This window comes from Ralstonia pickettii (assembly GCF_000607165.1).
GTDB classification, from domain to species: Bacteria; Pseudomonadota; Gammaproteobacteria; order Burkholderiales; family Burkholderiaceae; genus Ralstonia; species Ralstonia holmesii.
This window is the reverse complement of sequence record NZ_JFZG01000034.1, coordinates 89,808-109,530: the sequence shown is the minus strand read 5'-3', so window position 1 is coordinate 109,530 and position 19,723 is coordinate 89,808. Positions and strand designations below refer to the sequence as shown.

Genomic DNA, 19,723 nt, shown 5'->3' with positions numbered 1-19,723 from the left:
CTGTCGCGTCCCCGCTAATCGCGGCGGAACACCCGTTGATTGCGCTTCTTGGTGCTGTAACGATAACGCCGCTTTTCCTTGATGATGTGCAGCGACGGCAGATTTTCCTGAAGGCACACCTCGCCGTCGAGCACCCGCTCCAGCTCGTCCAACACATAGTCGAAGCCACCCGGAATGAGTTGGTCTTTCAGGCCACGCGCACGGGCCACAGCGCCGGCGGTTTTCACCACGACGTGTAGGCAGTAAATCTCCCACACCAGACGGCGGACACCCACCGTCGGGTTATCGGCGTAGATGGCGCGGATTTCGGCCTGGGTAAGTGGCGGATAGCGCTTCCGCTCGGGATTCTGCATTTCCATGTACCTGTATATTTATACAGTATCGGGGCGACACCCTGGCCGGTCAATGCCTGGCTGATACGCGTGCCCGACGGAGCACATAGGATCGTGTAATCCGACCTCCGCCCGTTGGCCACGCAGACGCGGAGGAACGTTGGGCCCGCCGGGTTAAGCCCAGCAGTGGCGAGAACAATCGTGGGACCAAAAAAAAAAGCCCCAGCCGCCCCCAACATCGGGGAAGGCTGGGGCTGGTAGCCAAATCGAACTTCGATCAGGCTACGCCGCTTTCGGCAGTGGCGAATATCCCATCCGCGTCCAAACTTCGTCATCCACCGGGATCGGGGCAACTCGCCCTGATACCAAGTTGACGAAATTGCCGTGGAAAGACAACTTGCCATTGCGAAACATCTGCCAGAGAAGCTCTGACGCCCAACCTACGATCATCCGGTTGATGAACAGGTTCTGCCGCTCAAGCGCCTCGGCCATCGAGCACGACGGTTGGTCGTCCTCAGGAAGGGTCGTATCGGCAATCTCGGGGAACAGGTCAACCGCGTGAGGCAGTCTGTCCTGGCGCCCATGTCCTTTGCAGAACTCTCCCACGACAACCTGACCGCTCGCCGCGTTGTTGCCGAGGTCCATGTAGTACCCCTGCTTAAACGACTTGGCGATAAGGTTTCGTGCACGCCGCGAATCCACACAGGAAATCACCATGTCGGTCTTGAAGATGTCGACGTTGTACCCGTCAAACATCACCGGCATCGACCTCCACTGAGTACCAAACCCCATGTTGATTCGCTGAATCATAACGTCGGTCTTGAAGTGTCCGACGTCGCAGGGGTAAAAGCCCTGCCTGCCCACATTGGACGGCGAAACCGTATCACCGTCGATTGCCGTGACTTCGAGTCCTGGATGACCAAGCTCGCCGATCGCGTAGTTCAGCGTGGCCAGCGCAGCGAGCATCGCACTACCATTCCCGCCGGCACCGACCACAACGATCTGAACCTTTCTCGATAGGAATTCCGAACGCACCATGTGATCACGCTGCATGACGCACCTCCTCAAGCGAGAACTGCTCGCTCACGGGGATCGTGATGCCGAGAGCGCACAGGCGCGCGGCAACGTCGAACTCCGAGAGATCGCATCGGTGGCAAAGACCATATACCACCGAAAACTTGACCTCGCCTCGATCGTCCTTGTTGTCCGTCGAACTGAAGTACGCCGGCGAACTACCATGGCTGTGCAGGTCTACGACAAGGTGCTCACCGGGCTCGAGCTGCGGGCGTTCTACGACAACCTCCGCCGAAGATGCCTTCCGCTCGACCAGCGGCCGATATCGAAACTTTCGGGTGTGCTCACTCCATGTGATCCACGCCGCGGTCTCAATTTCGCCTGCCTTGCTGGCCTGCTCCGCAAACTGCCAAAGCAGATCGCGGGGCACCTGGCCACACAGCAACTCGAACGTTTCCGACACCTCCCCATAGGGAAGCACCAACCCGCTCTCGTTCTTCATGGCCAGCTTGCGCATATACAGCCACGGGCGACGGACTTCGAGCGCCAAGCCGTTGCTACCGACCAGGAACCGATGCCCAACGCCTGCGAGCCGCTCGAAATCGGCGAATTTCGACATGGGAAGCGTCGGAAACTGTGATTGAAGGAACATGTCACGAGAATCCATCACTCGTCCCCCCGAACCAGCTTGTCGAACATCTGACCCAGCGTAGCGCCAGCTGACTTGAGCACGCGCGTCGGAAAGGCTTGATGCTTGCCTTCCAGCAACTCCTTCCAGAGGACAAACGGGTTGGCCCCCTTCTTCAGCAGCTGATCCTGCGGCACATTCGGGTGGGTAAACCACGTTCCGAAAAACGCGTCTTCCCACTGCTCGATTGGGGCATTCACTCGCTGCTTAGGCAGATCGATATTCCCGACGCAGATGCGCCCCGCCTCCCACACGTTGAAGAAAGGGCTGCGCAGCAGCCGAGTCTTCTCAGTCGGCCTCGCCTTACCTGCATAAGCGAAGACGAACCAGGCGTCATTCTTCACGAAGAAGACGAGGCCCGGTAATGGACACCTTCCAGCTTTGTCACCGTCGAAGCTCTTATTCCGAAACGCCACGTGGCGCGTCTCTGGACGGGTGTACCAGACCATATAGTCCGGCCCCCTACCAAGGACACGCTGGTGGAACAAGGAACGCGAGCTCGAGCGATCGGCGAACTGGTCGAGCGCTTCAATCAATGCCGCCTTACTAGCCGGCTGCCCGGGTGCAATCACTGCGTTGTCACCGTCGATCCGTACAGGATTGATAGTCACAAGGCCTTGGCGGCCGTCCGCGGAACTGCCCGAGTACATGAGGATGGCGTGGTCCAAACGCAGCGACCCGCCAACACCTCCAACTTGGGTATTGATCATGTCAATTTCCATATTCAACGGGATCCGTCATCGACTGCAGCAGGCGATCAGTCGCGCGCAGCAATTTCAATTTCGCATCCCAGGTTCTCAAGGTGCCTCGCAGTTGTGCGGGGCTCTCACAGGACAGCACTTCAGATCCGAGTCCGTACGACCAGCCCTCGCCACCCGAAGTGAGCAAGTTTGCGTAGTCGTCCCAAACCCGAAAAATGTTGTCCCGCTTACCGTCGTATTGCGCTTCCGGGTGATCCCATGCCAGGGAGAACACTGGGTACATCGACGTGAAGTCGGTTCCCCACATGTTCGGCCAAGCTGCTTTCTTGGGCCGGCGCGCCTTGACCAAAGCGACAAGGTCAGCGAGCAGTGGCGGCAGAACTTCATGCCGCGCTGCCACTTCCTGCACGAAGCGATCCATCTCCTTGGTGCAGGGCATCTTCAGAAGATCCGGCATCGGGCAATCCCTTCGGAAAGCCCGTGGCGTGTAACTGAAGAACGCATCAGAACCATCCTCGTTCTCCGGTTCACCTCCCTCTTCCTCCAGCTCGTCGTCCGAGTAGCACTCTTCCCATCCATACGTGCATGAGCCCGTGTTGGACAGAATGTGCTTGTGATCGAACGTCCAGCCGATTTGATGACCAGCGGCAGAGAGAATCGTGGTTGCCGCGAGCCCCAGCCCATCAGCGATCGCATTCATCGCTTCAAAGCCACGGCGCAGGCTACGAAAGTTAGGACCGCACCGGCCGATCTCCACAAAAACGGCAAGACCGTCCGATTCCTCCTCCATAGGCTCAGCGATCGCCCCACTGTCATAGAGATCGCTGACCGTGGTGAAGACCAGATCGAGGTCGATGACCTCAACCCCGGCGGTACGCTCAGCGAACCATCGGGACATTGCCTTTTCGAAAACCTGACCTGGCGAATACCAGCTACGCAGGTCAGAAGATCGAATCATCTTGCAAGCATTCAACGATTGAACCGCGTCTAGCCACTGCGGCCCCCGATGCCCGCCAAACTCGACCGGAACATCGCTATGTAGCCGCGGTAGTCTCAGCCAAGAATGGGAAGATCCAGGGGCGCGGGGCAAAATCGGCCGGCTGGCTGATCCCGCTTGGACTGGGCGATCATCGCCATCAAAATGCACACGCATTGGGATACCTCCTCAGGTGGTACGGGCACGGGTGCAGCAGACCCCGAAGGTTCTGCCGCGCCCATCACCTTTTCCACCGATGAGCCTTCAGCCTGGGCAAACCAGGCGTCAAACGTCATCGGCTTCATGGTTCAGCCCTTTTGTCCCACCTTGCGGCGGACGTTGTACACAACGGTGCCATCCTCCCGCACGTCCCCTTGTTCGATTTCCGCCGTTGCAATGTCCGGATGCGCCATGGAAAGCACATCACGGACTTGTTCGAGCGTGAGCGAGGGGCCCGGGTCGGCGAACTGAGTGCCGTGGTACATGAAGACGCGCTTCAGCGTTTGGACTGTGAGTGCCATGGTTGGTCCTCCTTAGCCCACCAACGGCGTGCCGCCGAACAGGCCGCCGGTAGCGTTGGACTGGTTGGTAGCAGCGTCATCAGACTGAACACCGGCAGTGGTAGCACCAGCCGATTCTTCAGAGCTCTCATCGTCATCCTCGGCGCCGATCAAGTCGCCAGCGGAAACGATGCCCGAATCAGCCTTAGGCGCCGGCTTGGCGACACCCTTGGCCTTATCGACAGCCTTCCCCTTCGCCACATTGAGTGCGGCGCTGGTTTGGGCAAGTTGATCGACAAGCGACTGACGTTGCTCCGTGAACTCCGAGAGGCAACGGACGAACTCGAGATCGAGCTCCTCCGGGGTACCCGTCAGCACCAGCGGCGTCAGCAGCCCGCTCTCGCTGGCATCCTTCTGATCCGACTTTGGCATTGCGGCCACCGTCAGTTTTCCGGACTTGTCAGCGACGATCGAGAACATCAACCGGCCGCCCGATTGCTGGGCGAGCGACTGCAGCTGTTTGAACAGCGTGGACATATAAACTCCTTGGGATGCATGTGCGAATTCCGCCTCTCGGTAGAGGGGAAACCCGCGAACGGAAATAGAAAATGCTGGCCACCAGAACGGTGGACAGCGACAGGAACCACGGCTGCTTAGTTCAGCAGCATGACGGCAGGAATCTTGCCGTTGAAATCGAAATCCGACGTCGCCAGAAGCCCCTTGATCATCTCGTCTCGCTTGCCCGACATGATCTTGGAGAACTTCTTGTCGAGGTGCTGTTTCAGGCCGATCTCTTGGCACAGGCTTTCGATCTCCGCCTTCGTCATCACCTCCATCAGACCCGAGCAGACTTTCCAGTGACTGGCGAAGTCCACACCGAGGAACGATGCAAGCGCCTTCACCTCGGACATCTGGATCTTATCGACGACCGACCAGGCGACCATGTCCAGCAGGCGGCCGCGCGGCGTCTCATCGAGGCCTTGTACAACGTCCAGGCTGTCTTTCAGCTTGACGCCGTTACCAACCTTACCCCCGCTCGCCTTGCGAACCTGCTCAGCGAGAGCGCTGTCGTCGATATGACGCAGCAGCCCTTGCGCGGCGAGAGTGATGATGAGCACGTCCGTTTTGGCCGAGCTGCGCAGAATCACGGTGCGCACGACCTCCCGCCAGGTCTTCTCGCGATATTCCTTCACGCGAGGCGACACTGCCGAGATACTCGGTTTGGCACCCGTCTTCCCTTTCTGGGCGGCGCTGCTGCCAGCACCCGATTTCCCGGATGTCGACGCAGAACCCTTGCCCGGGCCGGTCGAAACCGGAGCGAGCGTGGCCAGATAGGCCTTGTTCTTTTCCTTGTTGCATGCAACGTCCATGCAATAGTTCGGGAACGTCTGGCCAACCTTGCCGGGCACCGCAGAGATCAGGGCACCGAAGTTCGCACACCCCTTGCAGGCATCTGCCTGTTCGGCGCCGACGCCCGTGTCGCCGTCCGCCTTGAGGGCGATTACCGTCTGGTTGTCGCCGGGGCGGACCACCTGGATGCGTTGATACTGCCCTTCCAGGCTCTTTTTCACGGATTCGATCAGCGCTTCGTTCTTCGCATCGAAGCACGATTTCTTCGTGCAGCGACCATCGTCGATAGCCTCCGCAAAAAGCGCGCGCTGATTGGCCGAATTGTGATGGCAGGAAACGCACTCGCTCTTGTCAAAGCGCGCGTTGTCGAGCCGCAAAGCCTGCGCTGCCAGCTCAGTCCTCAGATCGGGGACCGAGACTTTCTTCTCGATGATGAGCGGAAGAATCTGGGCCTGTACGTTCTTCGGAACGGCTGCGAGCAGCTCAGCATGACCGAGCAGGATCTTGCGCTCATTCAACGCGTCCTGAACAGCGGGGATGCAGTTTTGCAGCGCGAGGCGGCTTTCCAGCTTGGGCATTGACCACCCGAGCCGCTTCGCCACCTCATTGCGATCACCACCGTAGAGGCCCATCGCCGTAACCGCGGCACCCGATTCTTCGGTGGCCGACATACCTTCGCGCTGGATATTTTCAGCGGCGGCAGCGGCAGCGGCCTCCGCATCGGTCATCTCCCGCGAGAAAGCTGGGATTACCCCGTCGGGCCCATACGCTTCGTGCGCGCCACGTAGGCGACGTTCGCCTGCGATGAGTTCGAGGTACCCATCCTTCGGACGGACCAAGATGGGCTGCAGAATGCCCTGAGACTTGATGGACTGAACCAACTCAGCCATCGCCTGCGGCTCAAAGAACTGACGTGGGTTATAGACCACGCGAACATCGCCGATGCGGGCAAAGATGAAGTTCGCGCCCCCCGGAGCCAGTTCCCAGTTAACTGCTTGTGCCCTGTCTTCCGGCATAACAGCGCCTGCGTCTGGCAAGGGTGCAGTGGGGACCAGAGAGGTCTCGGTTGAGAGTTGCATGGATTCTCCTGAAGTACAGAGGCAGAATCCATGCCCCGCGTGGGATCATGAATCCCACCAGGGTTGAAAGTGTCGACTTGTCGTCGTTTGGCTAGTTGCGCCCAGCTGCGCATTCTGACGGGACCATTGCTGCTTCCCGCCAAGAAATTAGACCGATTTTAGGGCAAAAAACTCGTTTACGGCAACAGATGGCCGAAAAGGCTAGCGGTGTCGCACAACGCCAGCACCGCTACTCCTGCGATGGCCAGATATGGCCCGAAAGGGGTCTCCCTGCGACCAGCGCCCCGAGCCATCAAGCTCACTCCCGCCACTAGAGCGAAAAGCAGCAAGGCCGTCGTCAAGACGGCCAACAGCGCCGGCGCACCGCTCCAGGCACCGATGGCGGCAAACATCTTGAAGTCGCCTTTGTACATACCGGACTGTCCAGCGGTAAGCTGGAAAAGTAAGTTCAGCCCCCAAAGTGCACTGTAGCCAGTGACAGCACCAATCACGGCTGACTGCAACGGGACGAATGTGCCCGCACAATTGGCCAGCAGCCCACCCCACAGCAGCGGTAACACTATGACGTCTGGAATGATTTGATGCTCTGCATCGACTAGCGCGCAGGTCGCGAGCATGGCTGCATACAGGACAAAAAGTCCGATAGTCGCCGGCGAATCCCATCGCCATGCTGCTAGCAGGCCTGCACCTGCGAGGAGAGTGCAGCAGACTACAAAGGTGGACCAAGAAGCCCACGTACTCGGAGGTTTCATGCGGGAGAGCGCCGCCAGAAATACACCCAGCCCCTCCCCAACGCCGTCTTCGTCGACACTCCATTGCGCTTCGAGGAATCGTGGAATCCATCCCGCCAATGCAATGCTGCAGCCGCCGGCCACCAGGCCCAAAATAGTGGCCCCCAAAACGACTGGAACTTCCATCCGGATCCTCGCCTACTAGCTCAATGCTCCGCGAGCAAGAACCCTTCTGGCATGCTCGCAAAAAAGTCTGAAACTTCCGCTTCTTCAGCTTCGATATGGCACCGGTACATACCAGCATCGTGCTGTAGAGTGATTTGGCCACGTCTGCAGCGCATTCGGTTGGCCATCTCGCCTTGCCGGATGCGCAGCGCGTAACTTTCGCGCCCGCCCTTTTCGATCACACGGAGCGCCAGTTCGCCTTCGACCGATTCGGCCATGAGAATCTTGTCGTCGGCCAGCAGAAGATGACCGGGCATGGTGGGTCGGATTGGCGTCGAACCGACCTTGAATCGCTTCTGGATCTGCATCTAGCTCCCTTGGTTTTGGAACAGCTTACGCCGCCGACGCCAAGATACCAGCCCTACTGGTGCCCCCAAACAAAGCGTGCCCGAAGGCCAGCCCACCAACGGCCAATTCGCCGCGAAAGGTCATTGGCGGCGATGATTGCCACCGTCGCAACAGTCAACAACCCGGTAACCAGTATCAGGCCACTTGTTACGGCATTCGGCGCGAGCTCCAACGCAGCAAAGGCGAACGCAAGTGTCGCCAAGCACGCCCAAACCGCCAGCGTGAAAAGCCCGTCTCGCTGGGTCTTGACCAGATCCTCCAACACAACCCGGTCAAGCACGGTGATTCCACCTGTGGACTGCTGGGGAAACGCCTTTCTGACTTCACGCGCCAAGAAGTCAGCGCTGGGATTGGCTCCATCCTCCCACGTGAGGCGAGCTTTGATGCCCTCGACTGCGGCACGGGCGTCTGCAATCGCCTTCGCCCGGGTCTCTTCGCGAATGTATTTTGGCCAGTCGTCACGGACAGTCGCCTCAATCACATCCGGGACCTCCCCTTCCCAGTAGAACTCATAGAAGAGTTGGAGGAGCGTGAGGAACGGCGTTCCATGGTAGCCACGGTAGCCCCCGTAACTGAGACACGCCCAGTGAGCGAGCTCATGCAGGAAGAACTCGTCAGTCGGTACCTCATGGAAAGCGGCCACGCGGAAACGGTCACGCCGGCGCCAGTCGCCGACCACGATCTTGCTCAAGAGAGATACTTTTTTGGCTAGGCGCAGTTCCGGCGCCCTCTTGATACCGAGTTCAAGGCAGATGGCTTCGTACCGCTCGCGTGCCGCGGCAAAGTTGTCTGGCTCGATAGCACCGGACGCAACGGCGCCCCATTCAACTAGTCGTCCGAATAGCATGTCAGTTCAGCGCAGGCTTGTACGAGCAAATGAAGTTGTGCATCAGGGCGAAGCCCTCGACATCGCCATCGAAGTAAATGTGGCCCCCGCTAATACTTCGCACGGTGACCTCACCGCCCAACTCCCCGTCTGTGCACTCGTAGGTGCGATCCACGACCACGTCTGCTGCCGTCATAGCCATGTGACTCCTCCCACCACCATATTGAATATTTCGGGTATCCGGGTCTCGTGGTTGATATCAACGTTGAGACGTCACCTTGTCTTCCCGATTTCCAAACGCCTAGTCGATATCAGCGTGCCGCTTATTCGTCCACAATCCGGATGCGATCTGATTCCATTCAAAGAGGTCAACCGCATTGATCCGCATCGCCCATCCTGAGTATCGGCCGTAAGCCGGATGCTCGGGAGTAGTCCATTCCCATTCGTTCGTCGTGACATGGACGCCGAGCCGATTCATGGCCTCGCGTTGCCCGTCGTGCCCGGTGTGAATTAGCGGGAAGTCGTCGGGGAAGTTAGCGAGTGCTGCGCGTAGCTCGCCGACGGTGCGCGCGTAGGTGCTCTGCCAATAGCGCCTCGAGAGCTCTTGGTCTGGCGATAGCGGGCGAGGCCCGCCAAAAAACCGGTAGATCGTGTCTAGGGATTCGAACGTGCTGAACTCCACGTGCCCGGGAAGCTTGCACCGCTCGACGGCGGGTTGAACGTTGAATGCGACCAAAGACTTGTCGCCGCGAATCAGGTCGACGGCCGCCTGATAGTCGCCGTCGTAGCTAGCCGTCACCAAATACGGCAAGTCTTGCCCGCCGACTTCATCATCGGCGTCAGTGTCGTAAATCTCTATTAACTTTAGCAGTGAGGAACCCGTGGTTGCATTCATGCTTTTCGACTCCAATCAGGTCATCCCTGGTTATCGGTTGCGGAAACTAAATTGCATTTCGTGGTTGATATCAACCGAGGGCCCATGCGCCGTACCTGTGAGCCAATCAATAGTTGTTTAGCGATTGCCTAAAGGTGCACCGCCGCCCTGTTGCGCAGAGAGCGCACGAAGCTCTTCGGCGACGCTCTCGCAGGATTTCGGCGTGATGCGCCGTCCTTTGGCTACGATCTCCGCGTACTCAGCAGAGAATCGGATGTCGTCGGGGACGTTCCCGCCAACGGTGAGACTGAACGCCGAATCGCCGATTGCCGTGTACACAATCGGCAAGTTCATGACGGTGGCCACCTTGCGGTTGACGAGCTGCGGCGACATCTCGACTTCAGGCAAAGTCTTGCCAGCTTTGGCATTGATGAGGCAGGCGGCCATGTAGGCTGAATAGAACTGCTGACGAAGGAGGCCGCCCGCTTGCGCTGGTAGCGTCGACTTCGCGCCAATCTTTACCTCCGGTTGAGGGGCGTCTCCACCCGCGACCGCCGCAACAGAAGAAGAGTCGCTTTTGGTGTCAACGGGCGCTCCGGACGGAAATTCGATGTCGGGGTGAGTACCGGTGTACGTGGTCCAAGCCACTAGGATCACCACAGCCACCATGAGCACGCGCAACGGTAGATTCACGTCGAATGAACGACCGAATAGGGTCATCCTTGTCGGATCAGAAGCTGGGAAATCGTCTTCCAGGTCCATCATGTAGGTTTGCGCGCCACGAAGATTCAGGGTGGAGATCAGGTTTGCGACCGATTCCCCCGCTCGCGCGCAGTTCAGCCAACCTAATCTTGGATAGTTCAATTATCTGGTCGCGTTGGCTCGCCAACCACTCGTAAAGAGCCCGCATCCCGGCCCTCTTTCGGTCCCAATAACGTCGATTCCACTGGCGAGGCACAGCAACGAAACTCGATTTCCTGGTAGGAAATTGCTGGTATACTCGACCTCGATCCTTGATCCGGTAGCTGGACCGTACCTAGCCCTTTCTAGGCGCACCTTGCGCCACTTTCCCTTCGGGGGGACATCACGCTCCCCTCAAGGGGCATGGTGTCTTCCATCAATCAGGAGACATCAATGAACCATTTCATCGACTGCATGGAGCAGTACTGGGCGTCCTACAAGGATCTCATGCTGCAGCAGGCTCGCGACCGTCTGGAGCTTGACCATCGCTACAAGGTAGAACTGGCAATGGCCAGCGACGCCGCTCACGCGAGCCCCTCTTCCGAGTACGTAACACGTGCCGCGGAGGACGGGATCGAGTCAGCGGCCTGGCGGCTTATTCAAGAGTTGCTCGCCCATGCAGTCCGGGAGTTTTCTCCAAACCCAGCGACACCTTTAGAGCTGCACAGCAAAGAACTGATCGATGAACTTGGGTATCGGGCAAAGCCCGGATCCTTTAGCCCAAGCGGCCTGTGGAGCGCACTCGAGGCGAAGTACAGGGATGGCATCGGTCACACACTCGCCTACAAGAAACGCGGCGAATCGCTTGGGAAGTACTTCTCTCTCTCCGCGGGGGACGACGTACTCACCAAGAATGGCTGCATTCAGCTCACGCGGGATATTCGCTACGTGGACAAGTCCTACAGCGTGCCGGTGCTCGGTCATGCCGAGAGCGAAACACTCCGGCTGGAAGTGCTCCCAGCGCTTGCTAGCTTTGCAATTTGGGCGGGCAAACCTGGATTGGCAGAGGACATCGCCAAATTGGTACCGCATTTCAGCTACCCAGCTGGCGTTAAGTCCCGTGAGGCTTTCAAACTTGGCTCCGCGCAGGAAGGTCGAATCAAGCTCGTGACCTACCAAACGTCATTCGAGTGGATGTTCGAGCGCCCTGTTGCAGAACCGCTTGCCCTCTTCCTGGGCGAGTTCTATTTCGCGCCGCTACAAACGGCAGATTGAGTCCGGGTAGGACGCTTCTACCAGACACTGCAAGGTGCATTGCACCGTAACCCTAGAGGGACACATGCGCCCTTGGGGGGCCGTGTGTTTCTCCCAAAACCGCTGGAGAAAAACATGGAAGTTCGTGAACTGATCGATGCCACCCAGAAGTACTGGGAAGAAGTTGCTCAAACAATTCTGGGGCATGGAAAGGAAATCACTCGTCTGCGCAAAGTCGAAACTGCGATGTTCGGAAGCGAACGCTTCATGACCGCTCTTCCGGAGTACGACGAGATCGACCAACGCAAGCATCTGCGTAAAGCCGCAACCGGGCTGATGCAAAGGCTGACTCAAGTCGCGATCAACGAGTACTCTCCGAGTTCCTCGTCTCGACTCGAAATCAACTGGAGCGAAATCGCTGAAGCTGTTGGTTTTTCCGATGAGAAGCGGACGGAGTTCGATGCACACGTCTTCTGGCAGGAACTTGAGAAGCGGTACGGTGGAGGCAATGGCGCAAAGAATGCGTACCAGCAAGCCTCTTCTGTCCTTATCGATGAGTTCCGCATCAAGCCAGAGACGGGCGTCGAGCGCCGCAGAGGCGGGATCGTTCTCAATCTCGACATTCGTGCCACGCAGAAGTACAGCACTCGCTACACCATCGACTGGGGTAACGCCCAACGGCTGACTCGTACGCTGATTGCCCTGAAGTCGTTTGCTTCTTGGGGCGACATGTTTGCGCTTCAGCACGGCATGAGTACGTTCCTGAACGTGTGGTCACAACGTGGTGATCAGGTGCACTCGCGCGAGGCATTTACCTACGGCAACGTCGAAGGTGGCCAAATCAAAATAACCACCTTCTACAACCGGTTCGAGTTTGCATTCGATGCTAAGGCGTCCGAGAAGCTGCAACTCTTCCTCGGTGAGTTCGGCTTTACGCCGGTATCGGAGGCAGCATGAGCTGGGCAAGCAGCTTGCTCGAGATCCGATCAAAAGGATCAATGACGGCAAAAGCGGGCTCACTTGCCGGGCTTCACGAAGCTCGACAAGTCCACCAAAGTCAGTTCTTCACCACTGTGGCACTGTCGCAGTTCTGTTGGCGCCTTGTGGAACCGTCGATGAACAGGATCGCGGAAGAAGAAGGCATTGCTGAAGGAAAGGCGCTGAAGCTGAGCGTGCTCGACAACAGCGTCGGCAGCGGGCGATTGCTGCACTGGGCAAACCCTGAAATCCACTCGCTGTACGGGGTGGACGTCGATGAGGGTTGTATTGCAGCGCTAGGAGAGGCTGCAAGGGAGGCAGGGTTCACGTATGAATTCATCCATACAGGAATGGAATCGATCCGGCCGAAAGATTTTGACGTTTGCCTGATCAATCCGCCCTTCTCTATCAACCTTCAGAGCCCGTTCCTGGCGCCATACGAGTGCACTTCGTACGGGGCCTTTGGCCCCAGCACGAGCGCGCGCAGTGATGAGTATGCACTTTACCAAGCGCTTAGCGCGGCAAAGTGGGTTGTCGCGATACTGCCAACGACACTGGCCGACGAGGTCTACCTCAAATCGGTCAATGAGCACTCCAAGCATCAGTTCCGACGACTGCTGGCGATGTACGACATGCCGCAAGACGTTTTCCGGGAGGAAAACGCAACTGTTCGCGTGACCGTGGCACTGTTTGACACGGCCTTTCACGCAATGCCCGCCACACGGCAACGCGTAACTGACCTTAGCGCAGCTGTGGAGGCTCCAAGCTTGTTTGGAGGCATCCGCCGCGAGCCTCGGCTCAAGCACTTGGAATCGGAGAAATCGGGGCCTGCTATCAGCCGGCCCGTCACAGGCGATCCCGCTGTTCGGGTGTGCCATGACGGCCGTTGGATCAAGCTGAAGTTCAGGTGTGGGCTGACAGAAGCACTCGTGCTGAACGCGGTATACCAAGACCGCATCGGCGCCCACAGGCCCCACGAGGAACACCGATATCCGCGCGAAGTGAAATACGTTGGTCAAGGTGTCCTGGACCTGCAGATCCATCTAGCACAGCCGGATCCGATGAAGAGCTTTTGGGACTTCATCGCAGTCATTGGACGTGCGGGCGGTACTCCGGTAGTCGATGCCGGCTTGCTTCGCTACCTGCGGAGTCAGATCAAGGTGACGGCGACGCAGAAGACGCCTTTCCGACATACAGTGCTGATGCCTGGCACGGGTTCCGACACTGAGGGGCCGATGCAGGGAACCGCCAAGAAGGATCATCTGGTCGATCCTACGAAATGGGGATCTGCAGTGATCAAAGCCGGTACCACGGTCAGCTTCGTGGAGGTCGAGCACGGCAGGCATCGTTTCGAGTACCAAGGGAAGCAATACGTCCTGCCATACGAGGACATCTTGGCGCGCTTCGATTTGATCCAGAAGGAGGCGGCATCAGAATGGAAAGAGGTCTACCCAGGCCTCGCCGTTCAGAATCCGGAGCTTGCTGCAGTCTGGCGGGCTCGGATCCGCTCTCTCGGGATCGATACCTGGCTGACTCGCGGATATCAGGTCGACGACCTGGTGGAACTGGCACTGAAGCGGGGCGGCGTGGTTGCCTGGGCTATGGCTCTAGGCAAAGCTCGCGCAGCGCTGGCGATTGCCTTGCTTCTTGGGGGCAAACATTCGCTGGTCGTTCTCAAGGCGGCCTTGGTCGACGAGATGCTGATCGAGATCCGCAAGATTTGCCTTGATGGCGAACTCTGGCAGGTGATCGAGACGCCGGCGCATCTGCAGTCCCTGCGTCGGATCAACATCATTTCGGTGGATCGGCTGAAAGCTCCCATTACTCCAGAGCGGCCGCGCATGACGTACGCCAAGAAGTTGAGGCGACGCGTCGGCACGATTATTCCCGACGAGGCTCATTTTCTCGGGAACATCGATACCGATCAAACCGGCGCCGTTTGGCAGGTGTCGGCGAAGCGCAAGTTCCCACTCACCGGTACGCCGGCGGGCAACTATCCGCGCGACTGTCACGGTCTATTGGCATTCGCAGGGGGAGATGGAACAGCGGCCCAGCCGTACGGGTATCGCCGGTACTACCTTGACCCCAGTCTGCGCCACTCCATGGCACTGGCTGAGCGAGGTATTGATCGCGTGTTGAACACGTTCTGTGAGTTTGTCTGGGTCACCCGCGAGTTCGAAGATGAACTCAAGGGTGCAAAGCGCGAAGTACCCCGGATCGCCAACCTAGCTGAATACCGCAGGATGTTGGCACCGTGGATCAAGCGCCGCGTGGCCAAGGAACCCGACGTAGCTTCGTGCGTCTCGATTCCTGAGCCGACACCAGAGACACACCTGATTGAATTCGACATGGACCATCTTCTGCATTACCTGGTCGTGTCGGAGGACTTCTCCAAGTGGTATCTGGAAGGTCTTGACGAAGGGAAGCGAAACAACCTCGTCACCATTCTTGCTCGCATCAAGGCTGTGGAGATTGCCAACAATTTCCCGCAGCATCCGAAGGCGACCAAGGGGTATGCACCTCTGACGAGCAAGCAACGCTTCTGTATCGACAAGATTGAAGAGCTCGTGGATCTGCGTAGGCGGCCAATAATGTTCACCGGCTACCCCGGGAATGCAGAACTGGTTGCACGCCACTTAGCCAAGCGCCACATCGATTCAGTGGTGATCCACGGCGGCAAGACGATCAAACGTCGGAACGCCGAGTTCGAGGAGCGATTTCGGAAAGGAACAGTTCCGGTTGCTTTGGTGACATACGGCAGTATCGGGGAAGGCACCAACATCCCTCAATGCAGTGACGTGCTACTGGCTGACAAAAGCTGGTCCGCACGAAAGGAGAGTCAGGCGATCGCCCGGGCGCTGCGCGACGAGAACGAGTGGGATGAAGTGAAGGTGCACCACGCCATCACCGAACACTCAATCGATTCGTATATGCAACAAGTAGTGTCCTATAAGGCCGACAGCTTCAACGCCGGCTTCGATTGGGGCACGCCGACCACGTTCGATCAGGAATTCCTGCACATGGACGTGATCTTCCGGCGATTCTGCAGTGACCTGTCCAAGCTAGTGGGCGTTCACGCGCTCGATCTACGCAAGTATCTCGAAAAGGAGGTGTCGCATGCTCAGCAACGCATCGCGGCTTAAGCCGATTCTCCCCACGGTCTCAATCGGGAGCGAATCGGTTGTGATCCGGAGACCCGGTCAGTCCCAGCCCGTTGTCGCCAACATTCTTGGCACATTCAAGGATGGGAACGGCCAGGTGAGCCGGGTTGTACTCGATCGGCTGGTCCACCGGCTAGCCGAGAGCGAGTACGAAGGTTGGCGGTGCTCCGGTGCAGTGGTAACAGAGCTACACCGCGCGCAGGAAGCCGACGACTAGCAACAGCAGAAGCGCAACGCCCCGGGGACATCCCTGGGGCGTTTTTTTTGGGCGAGCGAAACTACAGCTCAGATTGCCGCGAAAGCAGCAAAGCGCTGGGGAGGGAAAACATCTGGAAGTGGGGGGGACTGCAGGTAGGAGGAGAGGAGGTTTCAATTGTGCTGGGAAGGACACCACCATCCCGCAAGCGGGATGGTGGAGACCTGAACGGCACTGGCCAACAGATCAGGCCACGGAAACGGTCACCCATTTGCCGTTGACCTTGATATCAGTCAGCACAGAACCATTGAGCCGGTAGACGCGGCGCGAATCCGTTGTCGAAATCACGTGCCTGCGGCTTTGAGCCTCGAACGAGGTGTACATGGTGGAACTCCTTTCGGTTGAAGGGAGCGCCACTGCCCCTACCGGGACAATGGAGCCCCGGATGGGAACGACGTACATCAGCGCAAAGCGAGTGTTGCAACCTGCGTGATCTTGCCCAGAATCCTCTTGTAGAAGGGTTCGGACTTGATAAACGGCGCGGTGTAGACCCACTTGCCAGTTTCAGCCAGTTGAAGGTGACGCTCGCGCGCCTCAGCAACCGGTTCTCGGAACATCTGCTCGGCCATCTTCGGTGCAACGATGACCTTCGTCTTCGTTGCAGTCGTTGGGGCCGGTTGGAACCCGAGATAACGGATCCACGAAAACCGCAACTGCTTGCGATCTTCAATGGAATCCACGAAGGCGACGACAGTCGCACCTTTGATCGTGGTGTGGAAGACCTGCAGTCGACGGATCAAATCCGCGTCATGCGTGGACTCCAGGCACCACTCGACAATCACCCCTGCCTGCTCATCCGAGCTAACGAAATTGCGGTACCCATAAGGAGCACCGCTGGATGTCATCGTCCATACGCGCTTTTCGCCTGATTCCAGAGCCTGACGAACGACAAAGGAAACCAAGCGAGTGCGGAGCAATTTCTGAAACATGTGGTTCTCCAAAGGAAACTTGGAGCCACCACGTCTCCCCAGGGGAAAAAGTGGCGCCCCGGGGGTGACAGACACACAATGGATGTGCGAGAAGACGATGCCAAACCGCGCAAATGCGATCGGACATCAAACAGGTGAAGAAGGCAGGTTGACATGCTCCCGAAAAAGGGAAAGGCAAGTCGCAACTACCAAATGGCTAGATCGCGGCCCAGCTACCGGACGCCGTGACACAAAGGTCAGGGAGGCGTCGGAGTGAAACAAAAGCACGCCAATTTTACCTCGATGCGCTTCCAGATGGGAAGTGGAAACGCTAGATCGTCAACACGACTGGATGCACCTCCCCGGCCCGAAAAAGAAAACCGCTCGACGTGGGGACGTCGAACGGTTCTAAGGCGAAAACTTGGGACTACTCTACTTCCGGTGGCGAGATCAGACCAAGGTCGATGCCTTCCTTGATGATGGCAACGATGGCTTGATCTTCCGCGCCACCCTCCTTGCGCCACTCTTGCCATTGCTGCTGCCATTCTGCCTTCTGCGCGTCGGTTGCCGTTGCGAAAGCTGGATTGCAGTCGGCTGCCAAGAAAGGCGGATGATTCTCGAGCAGAGCCACACTCGGCACCTCCAAATAGCGAACATCGAAATGCTCCTCATCGGTGGTGCTGTGGGTCGTGTAAGAGTACCTACACGCACCCTGGTCGAAGTCATCGTCCTCGTAGGCGTGGTAGACGGTCACGTCCCGGTGCGTCAGAAACACTAGGGGCTTAACCCAGACTGTACTTGTCGGCATAACAGACTCCTTGATGTATAAAAAGTCGCGGAGCTGCCCCTTTGCGGGGGATGCAGCCTCCCGCGAAGGATTCGTATTGATAATCGGGCTCACTGCACCCGTACAGCAAGCACTGCACTTATGAAGTACCGCGCTCCGGTTGGTTAGGAAAGCAACTTCGCCACGGCGAGCTTGATTTCCAGTTCACTCAGAACGAGACCGAGGATGTCACATGATTCTTCGAGCACCTCTTTGGCGTGCTCCTCTCCCGTGACTGAAAAGCCGTACTGCTTGCTTCGACTCTTCACATCTTCAACTGCAGAGTCGACATCCTTAATCGAGACGCCCCCCTCCAGGTTCGAGTAGCCCGCCAGAACGTACACATCTGACCAGCTCGCCTCGCAAGCATTGCAACCCATCTCTTGCGAGGCGGTACCTCCGTCCGCGTTGAACGAGTCGCCGCTGAGGTCCTCGGTACTTCCACACGACGGGCACTTACAGCCCTGGTGGGCAACGTACTGCTTGCCAGTCATTGCTCCAGCGAGCGGCGACCATACATCATCGATCACGTTCGCCGCAGGCAAGATGCTTTGCGCTTTCTCTTTGAACTTGGTGAGCGTGGAGATGACTTGGTCGACGTCAGCAAGGAACTTGTCGGAATTGCCGTCGGCTACCGCTGCGATCCAGTTCTCGACCAGTTCCTTTGCCGCGGCACGCGCAGCATAGCCAGGGAGATCCGCACCAAACAACGTCGCGCCTTCGGCACTACCATCACTGATGCTCACAACTGCATTGAGGCGAGCCGCAACGCTCTCCGCCAGTTTGATTACTCGATTCATATTGCTTCTCCATTTTGTTTGCGAGAAGCGGCTCCCTTTGGGGGCTCGCCCCCGCATGGGTTGAACATGATGATCTACGCAGATCTGACGACCTGCGCAGGCACCCAGTTTTTCAAATCGGTCCGGTTGCCTCACCGTACGCGCCGGCGGGAAGCTCCCAGTGGCCATCGATAAGAATCGACTCGGTGTATTCGGTCCGTCCAGCAAGCTCGAAGTAGCGTTCGTCTGCCTGGTAAGGCGTTCCTTGAGCCGCACGGATCCGCACCGAATCTCGGCGGTGGATCGTGACGCCGAACTGTTCCTCGTACTTAGCGATCCGCTCAAAGGCAGCCGGATAGTACTTCGCAATTGTCGCCCACTGGTCAGGAGACCCGAAGATGCAACTCCTGCACGAGCATCGTCCAAACCCACAGTAGTAGGCAGGATGTGCACGCACCCTATGCCGCTCGAAGATCTCCCAAACCTGGCGTTCGGCCCAGCGATGAACAGGACGCCAGTGATCTACGTAACGCTTCACGCGCTGCCCGTCTCGATTGTCCGTGCGATCAGGCTCGAACATGCTGTAGCGGGCCCTAGAAGCCGACTCTTCCGCTCGTTCGCCCGTAACTACCAACGTCTTTCCCGACTGGAATCGGGATTCGGTTGTCATCACGCGCGCGAGCACATCAATCTTCGTGTAAGCGCTGCACCAGCGAGTTGTTAGTGACGCAGAGACCTGGGGAAATTTCCTTCTGGTTCCCAGCTTTCCCCCATCACCGCCGCAGATCACCACTTCGCCGGCTTCGCTATCGAATGCAACCGGCGCTGTCCGCTGCTCCAAGCGCAACATTTCGCGCTCAAAGCCACCGACCTTCCAGCTGAAGTAGAGCCTCAGCCCAAACGCGCGTGCAAACGCTGCACAGTAGGCCTCGGTTACAGGCCAATCCATCAGTTCCGAGCCTTCTCGACCGTCAACCAGGTGGTGGTGGAGTTCGATCCTGTCTGGATCTACGCCCCGCTCGAGCAAGTGGAGGACACAAGCAACACTGTCCTTTCCCCCGCTGAATCCGACCACGAATCTGTCGTACGTAGCGAGGTCCGGTTCGACCGGCTCAGGCAAAGGCGTGACGACTTCGGTGATTGGCCAAAAGCCCATCTGTAAGTCGATGGACATGTTTTTCTCCGTCTGACGCGGAAGCCATCAACCCCTGCAGGGAAGATGTCCCCGCTTGGGTT

At 58.0% G+C, this 19,723-nt stretch carries 23 protein-coding genes; 3 read left to right on the top strand and 20 right to left on the bottom strand.

The features are described 5' to 3' along the window. Positions 1-14 precede the first annotated feature (14 nt). The 15 genes from BG83_RS0126680 to BG83_RS28210 all read right to left on the bottom strand — a co-directional run bounded on the left by BG83_RS0126680 (position 15) and on the right by BG83_RS28210 (position 10,409). A complete protein-coding gene (locus BG83_RS0126680) occupies positions 15-353 on the bottom strand; it encodes a hypothetical protein (RefSeq protein ID WP_152543766.1) in 339 nt (112 codons plus the stop codon). Positions 354-614: 261 nt separating this feature from the next. Further along, positions 615-1,385 carry a PRTRC system ThiF family protein gene (locus BG83_RS0126675; RefSeq protein ID WP_024979627.1) on the bottom strand — a complete coding sequence of 257 codons (771 nt, stop codon included), beginning with the start codon at positions 1,383-1,385 and terminating at the stop codon, positions 615-617. Next, the gene (locus BG83_RS0126670) at positions 1,375-1,998 is read right to left on the bottom strand and encodes a PRTRC system protein A (RefSeq protein ID WP_259394443.1); all 624 of its coding nucleotides are present in this window, start codon (positions 1,996-1,998) and stop codon (positions 1,375-1,377) included. Before BG83_RS0126670 ends, BG83_RS0126675 begins: the two co-directional genes overlap by 11 nt. Before the next feature lie 14 nt (positions 1,999-2,012). Further along, positions 2,013-2,744, bottom strand: coding sequence for a PRTRC system protein B (locus BG83_RS0126665; protein ID WP_231973466.1), 732 nt, complete (start codon positions 2,742-2,744; stop codon positions 2,013-2,015). Between the two features lies 1 nt (position 2,745). Continuing rightward, a complete protein-coding gene (locus BG83_RS0126660; RefSeq protein WP_231973468.1) occupies positions 2,746-3,633 on the bottom strand; it encodes a hypothetical protein in 888 nt (295 codons plus the stop codon). 155 nt (positions 3,634-3,788) lie between these two features. Continuing rightward, positions 3,789-4,016, bottom strand: a complete 228-nt coding sequence (locus BG83_RS29770) for a hypothetical protein (protein WP_162634492.1) — start codon at positions 4,014-4,016, stop codon at positions 3,789-3,791. A gap of 3 nt (positions 4,017-4,019) precedes the next feature. Further along, a complete protein-coding gene (locus BG83_RS0126655; RefSeq protein WP_024979623.1) occupies positions 4,020-4,232 on the bottom strand; it encodes a PRTRC system protein C in 213 nt (70 codons plus the stop codon). Positions 4,233-4,244: 12 nt separating this feature from the next. Further along, positions 4,245-4,748, bottom strand: a complete 504-nt coding sequence (locus BG83_RS0126650) for a PRTRC system protein E (RefSeq protein WP_024979622.1) — start codon at positions 4,746-4,748, stop codon at positions 4,245-4,247. A 116-nt stretch (positions 4,749-4,864) separates the two neighbouring features. After that, positions 4,865-6,640 carry a PRTRC system ParB family protein gene (locus BG83_RS0126645; RefSeq protein ID WP_024979621.1) on the bottom strand — a complete coding sequence of 592 codons (1,776 nt, stop codon included), beginning with the start codon at positions 6,638-6,640 and terminating at the stop codon, positions 4,865-4,867. A gap of 176 nt (positions 6,641-6,816) precedes the next feature. Then, positions 6,817-7,557, bottom strand: coding sequence for a prepilin peptidase (locus tag BG83_RS0126640; protein ID WP_024979620.1), 741 nt, complete (start codon positions 7,555-7,557; stop codon positions 6,817-6,819). 20 nt (positions 7,558-7,577) lie between these two features. Further along, a complete protein-coding gene (locus tag BG83_RS0126635) occupies positions 7,578-7,904 on the bottom strand; it encodes a hypothetical protein (protein WP_024979619.1) in 327 nt (108 codons plus the stop codon). A gap of 53 nt (positions 7,905-7,957) precedes the next feature. Next, positions 7,958-8,791: a hypothetical protein gene (locus tag BG83_RS0126630; RefSeq protein WP_024979618.1), complete on the bottom strand. Its 834-nt coding sequence runs from the start codon at positions 8,789-8,791 to the stop codon at positions 7,958-7,960. Position 8,792: 1 nt separating this feature from the next. Continuing rightward, positions 8,793-8,966 carry a hypothetical protein gene (locus BG83_RS0126625; protein WP_235193286.1) on the bottom strand — a complete coding sequence of 58 codons (174 nt, stop codon included), beginning with the start codon at positions 8,964-8,966 and terminating at the stop codon, positions 8,793-8,795. A gap of 105 nt (positions 8,967-9,071) precedes the next feature. Next, positions 9,072-9,665 carry a hypothetical protein gene (locus BG83_RS0126620; RefSeq protein WP_024979616.1) on the bottom strand — a complete coding sequence of 198 codons (594 nt, stop codon included), beginning with the start codon at positions 9,663-9,665 and terminating at the stop codon, positions 9,072-9,074. Between the two features lie 117 nt (positions 9,666-9,782). After that, the gene (locus BG83_RS28210) at positions 9,783-10,409 is read right to left on the bottom strand and encodes a hypothetical protein (protein ID WP_231973470.1); all 627 of its coding nucleotides are present in this window, start codon (positions 10,407-10,409) and stop codon (positions 9,783-9,785) included. Positions 10,410-10,778: 369 nt separating this feature from the next. On the opposite strand from BG83_RS28210, the gene BG83_RS0126610 reads away from it, so the two are divergent. The 3 genes from BG83_RS0126610 (at position 10,779) to BG83_RS0126600 (ending at position 15,700) form a co-directional block, all read left to right on the top strand. Next, positions 10,779-11,600 (top strand): hypothetical protein, encoded by an 822-nt coding sequence (locus BG83_RS0126610; protein WP_024979615.1) that lies wholly within the window; start codon positions 10,779-10,781, stop codon positions 11,598-11,600. A gap of 114 nt (positions 11,601-11,714) precedes the next feature. Beyond that, the gene (locus BG83_RS0126605) at positions 11,715-12,536 is read left to right on the top strand and encodes a hypothetical protein (protein ID WP_024979614.1); all 822 of its coding nucleotides are present in this window, start codon (positions 11,715-11,717) and stop codon (positions 12,534-12,536) included. Next, positions 12,533-15,700 (top strand): helicase-related protein, encoded by a 3,168-nt coding sequence (locus BG83_RS0126600; RefSeq protein WP_024979613.1) that lies wholly within the window; start codon positions 12,533-12,535, stop codon positions 15,698-15,700. The genes BG83_RS0126605 and BG83_RS0126600 overlap by 4 nt, the downstream gene beginning before the upstream one ends. Before the next feature lie 460 nt (positions 15,701-16,160). Here BG83_RS0126600 and BG83_RS29765 read toward each other — a convergent pair whose 3' ends face one another. The 5 genes from BG83_RS29765 to BG83_RS0126570 all read right to left on the bottom strand — a co-directional run bounded on the left by BG83_RS29765 (position 16,161) and on the right by BG83_RS0126570 (position 19,661). Next, the gene (locus tag BG83_RS29765; protein WP_182557887.1) at positions 16,161-16,298 is read right to left on the bottom strand and encodes a hypothetical protein; all 138 of its coding nucleotides are present in this window, start codon (positions 16,296-16,298) and stop codon (positions 16,161-16,163) included. A gap of 77 nt (positions 16,299-16,375) precedes the next feature. Beyond that, complete coding sequence (locus BG83_RS0126585) at positions 16,376-16,903, bottom strand: hypothetical protein (protein ID WP_024979611.1); 528 nt, start codon at positions 16,901-16,903, stop codon at positions 16,376-16,378. A 406-nt stretch (positions 16,904-17,309) separates the two neighbouring features. Then, a complete protein-coding gene (locus BG83_RS0126580) occupies positions 17,310-17,636 on the bottom strand; it encodes a hypothetical protein (RefSeq protein WP_231973472.1) in 327 nt (108 codons plus the stop codon). 197 nt (positions 17,637-17,833) lie between these two features. Continuing rightward, on the bottom strand, positions 17,834-18,508 hold the full coding sequence (locus BG83_RS0126575; protein ID WP_024979609.1) for a hypothetical protein: 675 nt from the start codon (positions 18,506-18,508) through the stop codon (positions 17,834-17,836). Positions 18,509-18,620: 112 nt separating this feature from the next. Further along, positions 18,621-19,661: a phosphoadenosine phosphosulfate reductase family protein gene (locus BG83_RS0126570; protein ID WP_024979608.1), complete on the bottom strand. Its 1,041-nt coding sequence runs from the start codon at positions 19,659-19,661 to the stop codon at positions 18,621-18,623. Positions 19,662-19,723: the final 62 nt, after the last annotated feature.